Origin of the sequence: Streptococcus sp. oral taxon 431 (genome assembly GCF_001553685.1) — a bacterium.
Classification (GTDB): Bacteria; Bacillota; Bacilli; order Lactobacillales; family Streptococcaceae; genus Streptococcus.
In genome coordinates, this window is sequence record NZ_CP014264.1 from 1,834,750 (window position 1) to 1,849,058 (window position 14,309).

Annotated in this window: 15 protein-coding genes; all 15 read right to left on the reverse strand. The window is 40.1% G+C overall.

Features of this window, described 5'->3' with window-relative positions; genetic code table 11:
- Positions 1-37: 37 nt before the first annotated feature.
- The 15 genes from ileS to AXE83_RS08705 all read right to left on the reverse strand — a co-directional run bounded on the left by ileS (position 38) and on the right by AXE83_RS08705 (position 14,304).
- Positions 38-2,830 (reverse strand): isoleucine--tRNA ligase, encoded by a 2,793-nt coding sequence (gene ileS, locus AXE83_RS08635; protein WP_060956140.1) that lies wholly within the window; start codon positions 2,828-2,830, stop codon positions 38-40.
- A 255-nt stretch (positions 2,831-3,085) separates the two neighbouring features.
- On the reverse strand, positions 3,086-3,874 hold the full coding sequence (locus AXE83_RS08640) for a DivIVA domain-containing protein (protein ID WP_060956141.1): 789 nt from the start codon (positions 3,872-3,874) through the stop codon (positions 3,086-3,088).
- A gap of 16 nt (positions 3,875-3,890) precedes the next feature.
- Complete coding sequence (locus AXE83_RS08645) at positions 3,891-4,139, reverse strand: DivIVA domain-containing protein (protein ID WP_060956142.1); 249 nt, start codon at positions 4,137-4,139, stop codon at positions 3,891-3,893.
- 8 nt (positions 4,140-4,147) lie between these two features.
- The gene (locus AXE83_RS08650; RefSeq protein WP_060956143.1) at positions 4,148-4,933 is read right to left on the reverse strand and encodes a YlmH family RNA-binding protein; all 786 of its coding nucleotides are present in this window, start codon (positions 4,931-4,933) and stop codon (positions 4,148-4,150) included.
- On the reverse strand, positions 4,930-5,193 hold the full coding sequence (locus AXE83_RS08655) for a YggT family protein (protein ID WP_060956144.1): 264 nt from the start codon (positions 5,191-5,193) through the stop codon (positions 4,930-4,932). The genes AXE83_RS08650 and AXE83_RS08655 overlap by 4 nt, the downstream gene beginning before the upstream one ends.
- Positions 5,193-5,744: a cell division protein SepF gene (locus AXE83_RS08660; protein ID WP_049510385.1), complete on the reverse strand. Its 552-nt coding sequence runs from the start codon at positions 5,742-5,744 to the stop codon at positions 5,193-5,195. Before AXE83_RS08660 ends, AXE83_RS08655 begins: the two co-directional genes overlap by 1 nt.
- Before the next feature lie 9 nt (positions 5,745-5,753).
- The gene (locus AXE83_RS08665; protein WP_049510399.1) at positions 5,754-6,425 is read right to left on the reverse strand and encodes a YggS family pyridoxal phosphate-dependent enzyme; all 672 of its coding nucleotides are present in this window, start codon (positions 6,423-6,425) and stop codon (positions 5,754-5,756) included.
- 5 nt (positions 6,426-6,430) lie between these two features.
- Positions 6,431-7,687, reverse strand: a complete 1,257-nt coding sequence (gene ftsZ / locus AXE83_RS08670; protein ID WP_060956145.1) for a cell division protein FtsZ — start codon at positions 7,685-7,687, stop codon at positions 6,431-6,433.
- Between the two features lie 17 nt (positions 7,688-7,704).
- Positions 7,705-9,078, reverse strand: coding sequence for a cell division protein FtsA (gene ftsA / locus AXE83_RS08675; RefSeq protein WP_049510383.1), 1,374 nt, complete (start codon positions 9,076-9,078; stop codon positions 7,705-7,707).
- Positions 9,079-9,320: 242 nt separating this feature from the next.
- The gene (rfbD, locus tag AXE83_RS08680; RefSeq protein WP_060956146.1) at positions 9,321-10,175 is read right to left on the reverse strand and encodes a dTDP-4-dehydrorhamnose reductase; all 855 of its coding nucleotides are present in this window, start codon (positions 10,173-10,175) and stop codon (positions 9,321-9,323) included.
- 214 nt (positions 10,176-10,389) lie between these two features.
- The gene (gene rfbB / locus AXE83_RS08685; RefSeq protein WP_060956147.1) at positions 10,390-11,439 is read right to left on the reverse strand and encodes a dTDP-glucose 4,6-dehydratase; all 1,050 of its coding nucleotides are present in this window, start codon (positions 11,437-11,439) and stop codon (positions 10,390-10,392) included.
- Positions 11,440-11,451: 12 nt separating this feature from the next.
- On the reverse strand, positions 11,452-12,045 hold the full coding sequence (locus AXE83_RS08690) for a dTDP-4-dehydrorhamnose 3,5-epimerase family protein (RefSeq protein ID WP_060956148.1): 594 nt from the start codon (positions 12,043-12,045) through the stop codon (positions 11,452-11,454).
- Positions 12,046-12,915: a glucose-1-phosphate thymidylyltransferase RfbA gene (rfbA, locus tag AXE83_RS08695; protein ID WP_060956149.1), complete on the reverse strand. Its 870-nt coding sequence runs from the start codon at positions 12,913-12,915 to the stop codon at positions 12,046-12,048.
- Between the two features lie 156 nt (positions 12,916-13,071).
- A complete protein-coding gene (tagD, locus tag AXE83_RS08700) occupies positions 13,072-13,464 on the reverse strand; it encodes a glycerol-3-phosphate cytidylyltransferase (RefSeq protein ID WP_060956150.1) in 393 nt (130 codons plus the stop codon).
- A gap of 27 nt (positions 13,465-13,491) precedes the next feature.
- Positions 13,492-14,304: a LicD family protein gene (locus AXE83_RS08705; protein WP_060956151.1), complete on the reverse strand. Its 813-nt coding sequence runs from the start codon at positions 14,302-14,304 to the stop codon at positions 13,492-13,494.
- Positions 14,305-14,309: the final 5 nt, after the last annotated feature.

Sequence of the window (14,309 nt, forward strand, 5' to 3'; positions counted from 1 at the left end):
GGTCGGGATCTTTTGTCCCAACCTCCAGTATATAAATTTATTTCACTTCAAATCCTTCTGCAACTGCGTTCGCAAAGTTTTCTTCAACGATGCTTGCGCAGTGGTCACAGATGACTGCATGGTAGCTACGTTCTGCTGTACTTGGGTCGATACGACGGCAACGGTCACATACTTCACCTGCAGCGCGTTCAACTGTGAAGGCTACATCTTCAAAGGCTACTGCACCTTCTGGAGCTGGTCCTTCTGCGATAGTCAATTCTGAGACGATCAAAAGTTGAGCAACATTGCTATCAACAGCCCCAAGAAGAGTTTTCACGACTTCGTTTGGGTAAACTGTCAAGTGAGCTTCAAGGGATTTACCGATGACTTTTTCATTACGAGCTTCTTCCAAGGCTTTTTGAGCTTGTCCACGGAAGTCCATGAAGGCTGCCCATGTGTCCAAGATTTCCTCTTGGTTCGCAAAAGTTTGAGCTTCTGGCAATTCTGACAATTGAACAAAGTCTTCGGCTTCAAACTCAAGATATGACCAAATTTCTTCAGCTGTGTGAGGAAGAATTGGTGTCAAGAGTTTGGTAATTTTCACAAGGATATCGTAGAAGACGGTCTGCATTTGACGACGTTCAAGCGACTTAGCCCCTTCAATGTAAACAACATCTTTGGCGAAGTCAAGGTAGAAGGCAGATAGATCAACGTTGATAAAGTTCACTAGGGCTTTATAGATTGTCAAGAATTCAAAGTTTGCATAAGCGTCACGAATGGTCTTAACAAGCTGGTTAAAGCGAATAGTCATGTACTTATCAACTGAGCGAAGCTCTTCGTAAGCTACTGAATCTTGAGCTGGGTTAAAGTCAGATGTATTGGCAATCAAGAAACGAAGAGTGTTACGGATCTTACGGTAAGTTTCAGATACTTGGCTCAAGATATCCATAGAGATACGCACGTCGTTACTTGAGTCAACACTTGTTACCCAGAGACGCAAGATTTCCGCACCAAATTGTTTTTCAACATCGCTTGGAGCAATGGTATTTCCAAGAGATTTAGACATCTTCTCACCTTTACCGTCAAGGGCAAAACCTTGTGACAAGATTTGTTTGTAAGGTGCTACGCCATGGTTGGCAACAGATGTGATGAGTGATGAGTTAAACCAACCACGGTATTGGTCAGAACCTTCTAGGTAAAGGTCTGCTGGGTATTTGAGTTCTGGGCGATTAACCACGACACCATTCCATGATGAACCTGAGTCAAACCATACGTCCATGATGTCTGTTTCTTTCTTGAACTCACCATTTGGTGAACCTGGATGTGTAAATCCTTCTGGCAAGAGGTCTTTAGCATCACGTTCCCACCAGATGATAGAACCATGGTCTTCAAAGAGTTGAGCCACATGCTCAATCGTTTCAGCTGTCATGATAGCTGTTCCGTCTTCGGCATAAAAGATTGGAAGTGGGACACCCCAAGCACGTTGACGAGAGATTACCCAGTCACCACGGTCACGAATCATGTTGTAAAGACGGACTTTACCCCATTCTGAGTGGAATTTCACTTTTTCAATTTCGTCCAAGATTTCTTGACGGAATTTTGATACAGAGGCAAACCATTGTGGAACTGCACGCCAGATGATTGGTTTTTTCGTACGCCAGTCAAATGGGTATGAGTGAGAGATTTCTTCCTGGGCAAGAAGCAAATTACCAAGTTTTTCAATGACAGTTGGGACAACCTTATCATAGAATTGACCTTCAAACTCAGCCCCAGCATTAGCCATCATGATTCCGCGTTCGTTAACAGTCACGGCAACTTCTAGACCATTAGCAATACCGACATTGTAGTCGTCCTCACCAAAACCAGGAGCTGTATGGACGATACCTGTACCAGAGTCAGTTGTAACGTGGTCACCAAGGATAACAAGTTCATCTACTGCAGTATCCCATGGGTGTTCTGTCACGATGTGGTTCAATTCTTGACCACGATATGTCTCCAAGACTTGAACATCAGACCAGCCGAATTTCTCAGACAAGCTGTTCAACAATTCTGCAGCAACCACAAACTTACGAGCTTCACCAGCAGGTTGAACCAAAACGTAATCAATATCCGCTCCAACCGTCAAACCACGAGAAGCTGTAATAGTAAATGGAGTTGTAGTCCATACCACGATATAAGTATCAGTGTCTAAAACATCTTTGCCATCTTTGACCTTGTTGGCATAGTAAAGAGAAGTTGAAACCAAGTCATGGTATTCAATCTCCGCTTCAGCAAGAGCTGACTCAGAAGACCAAGACCAGTAAACTGGTTTCGCACCGCGGTAGATATAGCCTTTGTTTGCCATTTCACCAAAGACACGGATTTGAGCTGCTTCATAGTCAGGAGTCAGTGTTACATATGGATTTTCCCAATCACCTGAAACACCCAAACGTTTAAAGTCTTCACGTTGTTTATCTACTTGAGAAAGGGCGTATTCACGGCAAAGTTTCAAGTATTCAACCAAGTCCATCTCTTTGCGTTTGACACCTTGTTTTGACAAGACTTGCTCGATTGGCAGACCATGAGTATCCCAACCAGGAATAAATGGCGCGTAAAATCCTGACATAGACTTAGAACGAACGATGATATCTTTAGAAATCTTGTTCATCGCATGACCAACGTGGATATTTCCGTTAGCGTATGGAGGACCATCATGCAAGGTGAAATGAGGTTTCCCTTCATTCAACTCTTGACGACGTTGGTAAAGTTTAGCTTCTTCCCATTCTTTTTGCCATACTGGCTCTTTGGTAGGAAGGCCTGCTCGCATTGGGAAGTCTGTTTCCCCAAGATTTAAAGTTTCTTTGAGTTTCATGATATCTCCTTTATTATATAGACAAAATAAAAACCACGACTCGCTAAAAAGGACGAAGATCGTGGTACCACCTTTATTCGGAAAAAGAACTAGTCTTTCTCCCTCTTTTCCCGTAACGTGGGCGACGTCAAATCTTACTAACTTCAGACTTGATAACTTGAGAGGATAATCTCATCAACAGGGATTGTAGGACTTCCACCATCTCCTACTCGCTGAAAATATGTTAAATTAGATCTTGTTCTCAGATTTTCTTTCTTATAAAAGATTAATAGATTCTGTCAAGGGTGTTGGTTGAGAATCTTCTTGGCTTGAAGAATCAACTTCTTCTACTACTGAGCTAGCAGTAGCTGGCTTTTCTTCTTTTTGTGATTCAGCCAATTCTCGATTAGCTGCTTCAATACGGGCTTGGAGCTCTGCTACTTCCTCAGGTGAAAACTGACGGGTCATGTCAATCGGCTCTTCATCCTGATAGGTAGAAACATCTTCACCCAAAACTTCTCCAACAACTCCTTTAAAGGCTTCGTCACTTGTTTGAAGGTAAGTTGCTGTCGGGCGCAAAATTTCTTCCCAGTCAGAAGAGTCTACAATAGCTAATTGACTCTCAATCGTAGATTTCAAACGTTGATGGAAGACACGGCTCTTATTCTTCAACTCTTCCGTCTCTACTGCAACCTTCTTAGCATTATCCGTAGCTTGACGCAAGATTTCATTAGCCTTATACTTAGCTTCATCAAGCAGACGTTGGGCATCTTGTTCAGCCTGTTTAAGGATATTTTGAGAGCGTTCATTGGCAGCTTGTTTGACACGTTCTGCAGTATCTTGAGCAATCAATACAGACTGGCTCAATGACTCCTTAATCTCATCGAAATAAGACAAACGTTCCTCTAAATTTTTAATGTGTTGCTCTTTTTCATGGTTACTACGAACAAGCGCTTCATAATCACGAACAACAATATCTAGAAATTCATCAACTTCTTCAGGATTAAAACCTCTAAACTTGGTACTAAAGGTTTTATCCTTGATTTCTAACGATGTAATTGGCATATTTTTCCTCACTTACTTAATAAAAAATAGAATCATTCAATGGTTCTTGCTCGTTTGTCACTGTTCTCTTAGGAAAATCAGTAGTAAAAGACGAAAGACGTTCTTCTAATCTTTTGATATAGACTTCAGTTTCATCCTTGTAACGGACTAGTTCCTCATAGTCAAAATAAATCTTATCCAAGAATTCGTCAACTTCTTCCTTATTATAGCCTCTGAATTTAATGGAGAAAACTTTATCAATAATTTCTTGTGGTGTAATCGACATGTTTCTTCTCACTTACTTAGTAGTAATTGGACTGTTATTTTTTTCTTATCTTTTTTGGTTTGACCATTTTCTTTGAGTAAGATAATCCGTCCAAAGCGTCTAACGCTTACTAAATCACCTAACTTAACTTGATAGTCAGATTTTTCAACCAGATGGTAATTTACCTGAACAAATTTTCTTTCTAATAAATCAGCTGTCTGAGAGCGAGACAATTTCAGAACATTTGACAAGAAAGCATCCAAGCGCATACTCGGAACTAAAACTTCCTTTTCCTGATAATCACTCTCGGCTTCTACCAATTCTTCAAAAGATACGACTTCTAGTTTGACAGGCAATCTAGCAATCTTTTGAATCCCATCTTGAAAGAGAGAAGTGAATTTTTGGTCCACAATGATTTGGGCTCTATTCTCCGTAACTAAAATATCACCAAATAATTTGCGATCAATTCCCAGACGATTCAGAACAGTTCCTAAAATCTTGGAATGAGTCAATTGGTCAAACTTACTAGAATAAACAATCTCAAGCAATTCCATTTCAAAATCCGCCAAAGTCGGTACGAAATAATCTGGTGCAAGAAGCACACGACTATACTCACTAGGTACAAAATCATTGCTTGAAAAAACTTGAATCCCATGATGATTCCCCAATGTCTTTAAAATAAAGATCTGATGGGGATTGATAAAGGGAGTTAGGATGGGAGCGTAATGTTCTTCAACCTGCCTAAGCCACTCCAGTCCCTTATCAATGAAAGGAATATCCTCGACTGAGAAATGCTGATAAATATCTTTTCTCATGCTAGCATTAACAGAAAACGGATCAAATAGTTACCGACTAAATGAACTAAAATGACAGCCACCCAAACTGTAAGATCAAAGACACCAACCCTTAGTGGCAAACGTCTCAAGGGTTGAAGGATCGGTTTGACTAAGCTAGTTAACAAACGACCTAGTGCTGTATCATAGGCATTGGGTAACCAAGATAATAGAGCAAAAGCTACAAGTATCCATGAATAGATAGTTGCAGCATTCTGTATAAAACGAATTAGAAAAATCATTACTTCACTCGATTTCTCTTCATATCAAAATCAAACTCTTCACCGTGAGAACCATCAGGCAAGCGAATGTCTTCAATATTAACAACAACTCCTACTGGTGTCAAAAGATACATAGTATTTGCAACTTTTCTCAATTCACCAGCAAGCACATGGCGAGCTCCATCTAAGTAATCTAGACAGCGGCGTGCTTGTACTTCAGTCATGTATTGGAAGTCAATTAGAATACTTTCGTTGCCTGCTAACAAATCAACGATATCTGTTGCATCTTCGTAGCGACGAGGATAACGAACATCAATAGTTACCTTTTCTGTGCTACGATGGCTCTGCATCGCCAACTCTTGCTGACGAGCATGAAGGCGTGTAATATTTTTCTCTTTAGAATTCACTTGTGAAGATTGTGGTGACTGTTGAGCTCGTGGAAGTTCTTCCTTTGGAGCCGAAACTGAAGTTAAGGTTTGTTCAGACTTTAATTCAGCAACGCTTGGTGCCACCTCTTCTCCATCTTCAGTGAAATAATCTATAAACTTATCAAATTTATCTTTTAGTGACATGGTTATTTCCTATTTAAAAAATGCTGTACCGATTCGAACGAAAGTTGAACCACATTGAATCGCTTCTTTGAAGTCTCGACTCATACCCATACTTAGTTCGGTCATCGGCATATTAGGGAGATGTTTTTCTTGAATGGTTTTTTGCAATTCTTGCGTTTCTTTAAATATGTCTAGTAACTCTTGACTAGTTGCTTCAAATGGAGCCATGGTCATCAGACCTACATACTCAATCTGGTCTAATTCTGAAAGTTCTGGTAAGAGAGCTAACAATTCTTCTTTCGAAAAACCGTGCTTACTTTCTTCCTTAGAAATATTTACTTGCAAAAAGCACTTAATCTTGTGGTCCGCTCGTTTTTGAATTTCCTGAGCTAGCTTTAAGGAATCTAAAGCATGAAAATAATCCACATAAGAAATCACTTCCTTGACTTTACGTCTCTGTAAGGTTCCAATCAAATGCCAGGTAAGATTCTGATCACTCAGAGCATGATACTTGTCAAGAAATTTATCAACACGGTTCTCACCAATGTGTTGCACTCCTTGCGAAACCAAAGCTGAGGCTGTTTCAACATCTACATATTTGGTCACCGCAATCACAGAAACCGAATCGTTTTCACGACCGGCTTCCTGAACTGCATTCGATATCTGTTGAAAAACAAGGTTCGTATTTTCTTTTAAATTCATCTTCATTAACGATTTTTAAAGAATGGTGGTGTTTCCAACTCGTCTTCATCTGTCGCTGTTGGAACTTCAAAACGTTCCACTGGAGAAACAACTGGTTCTCCTTGACGAACAATGGCATCGCGTCTCAAGTCCCAGTCACCAAAGGCCGATGTCTTTGGCGCTTCTTGACGGCGATAACTTGGAGTTGGAATTTCTGCTGTATCAGCCATATCAAAATTACGGTCAAAAGTTTGTACATGGCTAGTTCGAGCAGGTTCACGATGTGTTGCTTGACGTGGTTGAGCAGTTACAACTTTCTCAACTTTATCCTGACGTACTCCTGTTGCAACAACAGTCACGCGGATTTCGTCTTTCATTGTCTCATCGATAGATGTTCCAAGCCAGATGTTAACACCATGACCAGCTGCTTGGTTCACAATTTCTGATGCTTCTTCAGCTTCAATCAAAGTCAAGTCCAAGCCACCCGTTACATTGACAATCACATCTTCTGCTCCATCGATAGTTGTTTCAAGAAGTGGTGAGTAGATTGCTTTACGAGCAGCTTCTACAACACGTTCTTCACCGCTACCGATACCAATACCCATGAGGGCATTACCTTTGTTGGCCATAACCGTCTTAACGTCTGCAAAGTCCAAGTTGATCAAACCAGGATTTGTAATCAAATCTGTAATCCCTTGTACACCTTGACGAAGAACGTTGTCAGCTTCACTCAATGCTTCAAGAAGTGGAGTCTTCTTGTCAACGATTTCTAGCAAGTTGTTGTTTGAGATAATCAAGAGTGTATCAACATGCTCACGAAGTTCGTTAATTCCTTCGATGGCAAATTGTCCACGTTTGCTTCCTTCAAAACCAAATGGACGAGTTACAACACCGACTGTCAAAGCACCAAGACTTTTTGCAATACGAGCGATAACTGGTGCAGCACCTGTACCAGAACCACCACCCATACCAGCAGTGATGAAGACCATGTCAGCACCGCTGATTGCTTCTGTCAATACTTCTTCGCTTTCTTCTGCAGCTTTACGACCAACTTCAGGTTGTCCTCCTGCACCAAGTCCGCGAGTCAATTTAGGGCCGAGCTGAATAACTGTCTCAGCTTTTGTACTGCTCAAAGCCTGTACATCTGTGTTGGCTGCGATAAATTCAACGCCGGAAACGCCTTCGTCAACCATACGGTTGATGGCATTTCCACCACCACCGCCGACACCGATTACTTTAATGACTGCACCTTGTGCAGCTGCTGTATCAAATGAAAATGTCATATTTATATTCCTCTATTTTATTCGTCAAACATGCTTCCAATCAAACTACGGAAACGATCCGTTAATTTACCTTTGCTCTTTTCTTCTGATTGAAGAGGAGCTACTGGTTCAACAGATTGAGTTGTTTCAGGCTCAGGAGTTGTCACTGTATTAAATACTGGTCGTGGAGAAACAGGTGAAACTGGTTGAGCTGAACTTCTAAAGTCAATCGGTTGGTGGCGTAAACTTTCGTCACCTCGAATTGCTCGTTGTGCCAAAACATTCACTTCAGTAAGACTACCAGCGAATTCTGACAAGCTGATGACATGAGCGAAAGCAGGGTTGCGAATACCAACTTGATTTGGCACGAATAATTTAACACGTACTCCAAATACTTCTTGGGCCAATTCAACGACACCTGGAAGAAGGGCATTCCCACCAATTAAGACAATACCTCCTGGCAAGTCTAATAGGTGACGTCTTTCTAAGTCTTGCTTAATTTGCTCAAAAATGTGCTTAAGTCTTGCTGAAATAATCTCAGCCAAGTATTCCTCAGTCACTTCAACTGGTTCAACCTCACCGATTACTTCAACTTGGAAGGTTTCCTTGCTAGCTAACGGTGGATAAGCTTCCCCGTAGTTCAGTTTTAGACCTTCTGCAATTTTCTTAGAAGTCTTGAGAACTTTAGAAATGTCTTTTGTGACATAATCGCCACCCTCTTGGTTGACATTTGTGTATTGAAGTTCTTGGTTGCGAATAGTGGCAACAGTCGTTTGACCACCACCCATGTCGATAACAGTCGCACCAAACTCACGTTCACCTTCATTCAAGACAGAGTGAACCATTGCAAGAGGTGAAATAATCACGTTATCGACTTGAACGCCTACACGCTCAACAGTTTTACGAAGATTGTGAAGGATCGTACGTGGGCCAGTGTACAAGAGACCGCGCATTTCCAAACGCACACCCATCATCCCTCGAGGATCACGAATTCCTTGGAATCCATCTACGACAAATTCCTCTGGAATAAAGGTGATAACTTCACGGTCTGGAGTCATACTTTTAGTCAAGGCTGATTTGACAACATTTTCGACATCTTGATCCGTAATTTCTTTTGTATCTGATGTCACTGGAATCATGCCTTGAGTTGGCTCCACTTGTAGCAAATTAGCTGGCAAACCAACGTTTACAGACTTGATTGAAATTCCTGCTTTTTCTTCTGCTTGAGAAATTGCAGACTTAATAGCAGTCGCTGCTGCTTCGATGTCAACGATAATCCCATCTTTGACACCTTTACTTTTGGCATTGCTAACGCCAATTACATTTACTTCACCATTTACAAGCTCTGCAACCAACACTTTAATAGAGCTAGTTCCGATATCTAAGCCTGTAAAAAAACCATTTCTAGTCATTACACTGCGTCCTCTCTATCTTCCCAGTTTCACACTTCTATTTTTAATAGCTACACCAAGGCATAACTACTCACAAAATATTATAACACAAAAAAAACATTCGTGCTCGAATTTTCTAACATTTAAACAAGCTTTTTCTTGAATTTTTATAATTATCCGACGATTGCATATACGAGCAAACAAAAAAAGAAAGAGAATCTCTCTTCTCTCTCTTTCTGTATACATTTTGGCCTCCAGTAAGGCTATTTTTTATGGTCTTGTTTGTAGAATTCTTTCAAGGCATCTTGCCAAGTTGGGATGACAAATCCAGTAGCTTTAGCTTTGGCAAGGCTCATCGTTGAGTTTAGTGGACGTTTCGCCTTAGCAGGAAATTGGCTTGAGTCTACTGGCTTGACTTCGACATCTGTATCCTTCAAAATTTCAACTGCAAAGTCATACCAAGTTGTGTCTTCCGTCGCATCATTTGACAAATGATAATAACCAAATTCCTTGCGATTTTCAGCTAGGAAAGTCATGAACTCGGCCAAGGTACGCGTCCAGGTTGGTCGACCATGTTGATCATTTACAACTGTCAAGGTCTTATGTGTTTTTGCAAGATTTTGCATGGTAAACACGAAGTTTTTCCCATAATTTCCAAAAACCCAGGCGGTACGGATAATATAGAAGTTTGAAACGTGTTTTTCTACAAGCTCCTCTCCCATACGCTTAGTACGACCATATTCTGTTTGGGGATCTGGTTTGTCATCTACTTCCCACTCTTGCCCGACTGGCTTCTTACCGTCAAAGACATAATCTGTAGAGATGTAGACTAGAGTTGCACCATGCTTTTCAGATGCCTTTGCGACATTTTCTGTCCCTGTAACATTGATGGCAAAGTCCAATTCTTTCCCTTCATCCTCTGCCGCATCAACAGCGGTGTAGGCAGCACAGTGGTAGACTAAAGTCGGTTTCACCTCTTCAAAAACTTTCTCAACCATCTCTGCATCGGTAATGTCCATCTCAGCCACATCAACAGCAACGTATTCTTCATTACGCTCATCCAACAAATGACGAAGTTCCGTTCCTAATTGGCCATTTGCTCCTGTAATTAAAATCATTTTTCTTCCTTTCAACTGATTCACAATTCTTCGGTATAGCAATAGAGGTCGGGACAAAAAATCCCTACCTCACTTTTATTTGCAATCAAACTTTGACGCGGTAGCTGATTGGACTTTTTGTTTGACTTTTAGACTTCAAAAACTCCTAATCATCTTCGCGGGGCTGGGACTAGGAAATCGAGATTTTGTCTATCGATTTCTGTCCCAGCGCCTTTTATTTTTCAAGAACCTCTTGTGTTTGAGCGTAGTTGGCTTCAACAGCTTCTTTTTCTCCTTGCCACCAGTCTTGGTTATCTTTGTACCATTGAATGGTTTCTTTGAGACCTTGTTCAAAGTTAGTAAATTCTGGTTTCCAGCCCAACTCATCACGGAGCTTGCTTGCGTCAATCGCATAACGAAGGTCATGTCCAGCACGGTCAGTCACATGATCATAGGCATCGGCAGGTTGTCCCATTTCCTTAAGGATTAGTTCCAAAACTTCCTTGTTGTTCTTTTCACCATCAGCACCAATCAAGTAGGTTTCACCAATTTGACCTTTTGTCAAGATTGTCCATACACCTGAAGAATGGTCATTGGTGTGAATCCAGTCGCGAACGTTCTTACCTTCACCATACAGTTTTGGCTTTATGCCACTTAGGATGTTGGTAATCTGACGTGGGATAAATTTTTCAATGTGTTGATAAGGACCGTAGTTGTTTGAACAGTTAGAAATCGTTGCCTTGACTCCAAAAGAACGTACCCAAGCTTTCACAATCAAGTCTGAAGCTGCCTTAGTTGATGAGTACGGAGAGCTTGGGTTGTATTTGGTTTCAGCAGTAAATTTCTCACCTGGTCCTTCACCATGACCTGGCAAATCCTCACGTAGAGGAAGATCACCATAAACTTCGTCTGTAGACACATGGTGGAAACGAATATCATATTTGCGAGCCGCTTCCAAAAGAGTATAGGTTCCGATGAAGTTGGTATGGATAAATGGTGATGGATCACTCAGTGAATTGTCATTATGACTTTCCGCCGCATAGTGAACGATAGCGTCGGCTTGAGCTGCCAACTTGTCTACCAACTCTGCATCAGCAATGTCACCAACAACTAACTCAACACGATCACCTAAAATTTCCTCAATATTAGCGCGGTTTCCAGCATAAGTCAACTTGTCCAAGACTGTCACGTGAACATCTGGAAAATTCTTGTAAACATAATGGACAAAGTTGGATCCGATAAAACCAGCTCCTCCTGTCACGATAATTTTTTTGTATTCAGTCATATTCTTTCCTTTTTACAAATCTTCTTTTTTCAAAGGTTTTACATCCTTAAGTAGTGGATGATTTTTATCTGCTTCTGAAACTTCTGCTTCTGCAAGATTTTCCCATTCGATGCCAAGACTTGGATCAGCGTAGTTCACAAAGGCATACTTGGGTTTGAGTTCAAGAGCCCAGTAATCATTGACCAGATAACTGTAAGAAACTGTATCTGATAGAACTTGAAAGCCATTGGCCACGCCTCGAGGAACAAAGATTCCCTTGCTAGCATCAATAACCGTCTGATAAGTATTCCCAAAGGTTTCGCCCTCGCGTAGATCAACCCAAGAGCCCAGAACTTTCCCACCATCTGCTACAGAGATGTACTTATCCCAAGGCTCTGCATGGAGACCACGTAGGACATTTTTGCGTGAGAAAGATACATTGTTTTGCAATTTTCCTTCTACAAAGAAAGACTCTGGGAAACCAAGTGGGAGCATTTTTTCCTTTTGGAAATTTTCTTTAAACCAGCCACGATTATCACCATGAACGGGGATATCAAATTCTAGCATACCTGGAATTGCATCAACCTTACGTGCTGCAAGCGTCTTACCAAAAAAATTGTCTGTCATCTATGCTTCTCCTATCAAACGGAGCAAATACTGTCCGTATTCATTTTTCTTAAGCGGTTGGGCTAAGGCCAACACATCTTCTCGACTGATATAGCCCATGCGATAAGCAATTTCTTCCAAATTAGCTACCTGAACATTTTGCATCCGTTGGACTGTTTCGATGTACTGTGAAGCCTCTAGTAAACTTTCATGAGTCCCAGTATCCAACCAAGCAAAGCCGCGTCCCATAACCTCAACGGACAAATCTCCACGATCTAGATAAGCCTTGTTTACATCTGTAATTTCCAACTCACCACGAGGACTTGGTTTAATATTTTTAGCAATTTCCACTACATCATTATCGTAGAAATAGAGGCCTGTAACTGCATAGTTTGAACGAGGGTGTTCTGGTTTTTCTTCGATAGAAATAGCGTTCATATCCTTGTCAAACTCAACCACACCAAAGCGCTCTGGATCCTTAACATGGTAGCCAAACACAGTTGCTCCCGAATCCTTACCTGCTGCCTTTTGTAACATCTTAGAAAGGCCAGGCCCGTGATAGATATTGTCGCCTAAGATTAGAGCAACGCTGTCATCGCCAATAAACTTTTCACCAATGATAAAGGCTTGTGCCAAACCATCTGGACTTGGTTGCTCTGCGTAAGAAAGTTTAATCCCAAACTCAGATCCATCTTGAAGTAAATCTTTAAAACGAGTCAAATCTTGTGGAGTTGAAATAATCAAAATATCTCTAATCCCAGCCAACATCAATGTTGAAAGTGGATAGTAAATCATCGGTTTATCATAAACCGGCATCAGTTGTTTTGATGCAGCTCGAGTCAAAGGATATAAACGTGTCCCCGAGCCACCTGCGAGAATAATACCTTTCATAATAGGGTACCTTTCTTTGTTATTAAATTACAATATTTTTTACTATATTGGTATTGTTCTATGATTTTTTCTCTTTTATCTCGATTTTAGCATCTCTACTTTAAGATAAGGCAGTCAATTCAAGAACAATAACAGAACAATGCTTATTTCAGAATATTACTCTGATAAATCTTTTTTTATTTTAGTTGTCGAAATTTCTTTGGTCCGCGGTAAGTAAACAACTTCGACTCCTTCTTCTTTTAGATAATCAAATTCTCCAATCCAATCATCCCCCATCACAAAAGTATCAATATGATACTCTTTGACATCACTCCGTTTTTGTTCCCAACTAGTTTCAGGAATAACAAGATCCACATATCTAATAGCTTCGACTAAACTTTTTCTATGCTCATAATTAAAGTAACAAACTTTATTTTTTTCAATTAGGTTGAATTCATCACTTGAAACAACTACCACTAGATAGTCACCTAATTCTTTTGCACGTCGCAATAAATTGATATGTCCATAATGAAGCAAATCAAACGTTCCGTATGTAATTACTCTTTTCATTATATTCTCCTTCTACAGAATACCCAATTATTTTTTGAATCTAAGTTTTATTGGTTGATGAGTGACTCTTTTTTCTATTGGTGGTAATTCCATATAATCCGAACCATAAAAATATTTTAAATAATCTTCTAATTTCGCAGGAACACTATAAGTCTTTCCTTCAAACACAGCGGATCTAGGCGGGAAATAATAGCTTGAAGGCATGATAGCTCTTTCGCTACTTTCATCATATTGACCAATAAAATCAGCTTTATTCGTTGATGAAATTAAATTATTCGCTAAGAATAGTAATCTCCTATTTGAAAAAAACAGGGTAGGAATACTCATAATATTTTCCATCAAATAACGCACGCTACTGTATTTATTTTTATAAAAACTTCTGCAACTTGAAAATTTTAAAATATGCTTTATATAATTAAAGGTAGCTTTCCTGATCTTAAAATTGAAAGAGTCCGGATTCTCTACGAAATCTAGTGGAAAAATATCAATGTAAATACCGTTATTCTCATATTCAACATCAAGAATCTTTTCAATAAAAATCGTATTATTTTTTCTTAATTTAGCAAATGGTAAAAAATAGTTCGGCTCGTTCTCTTCATTTTGAAGACTAAATATAGATTGTTCCGTTTTAGAAATTATGTCGATCAATATATTATAGTGATCTCGTGGCAACGCAATATCAACATCGTCATCCCACGGAATAAATCCACAATGGCGTTTTGCACCGAGTGCCGTACCATAGACCAAAAAATAAGTTAATTCATGTTTTTCACAAATTTCTTTTACAAAGTCTAAAATTTCGATTAATGTTTCATGTAACTGTTTATTTATTTCTGTCATGCGTG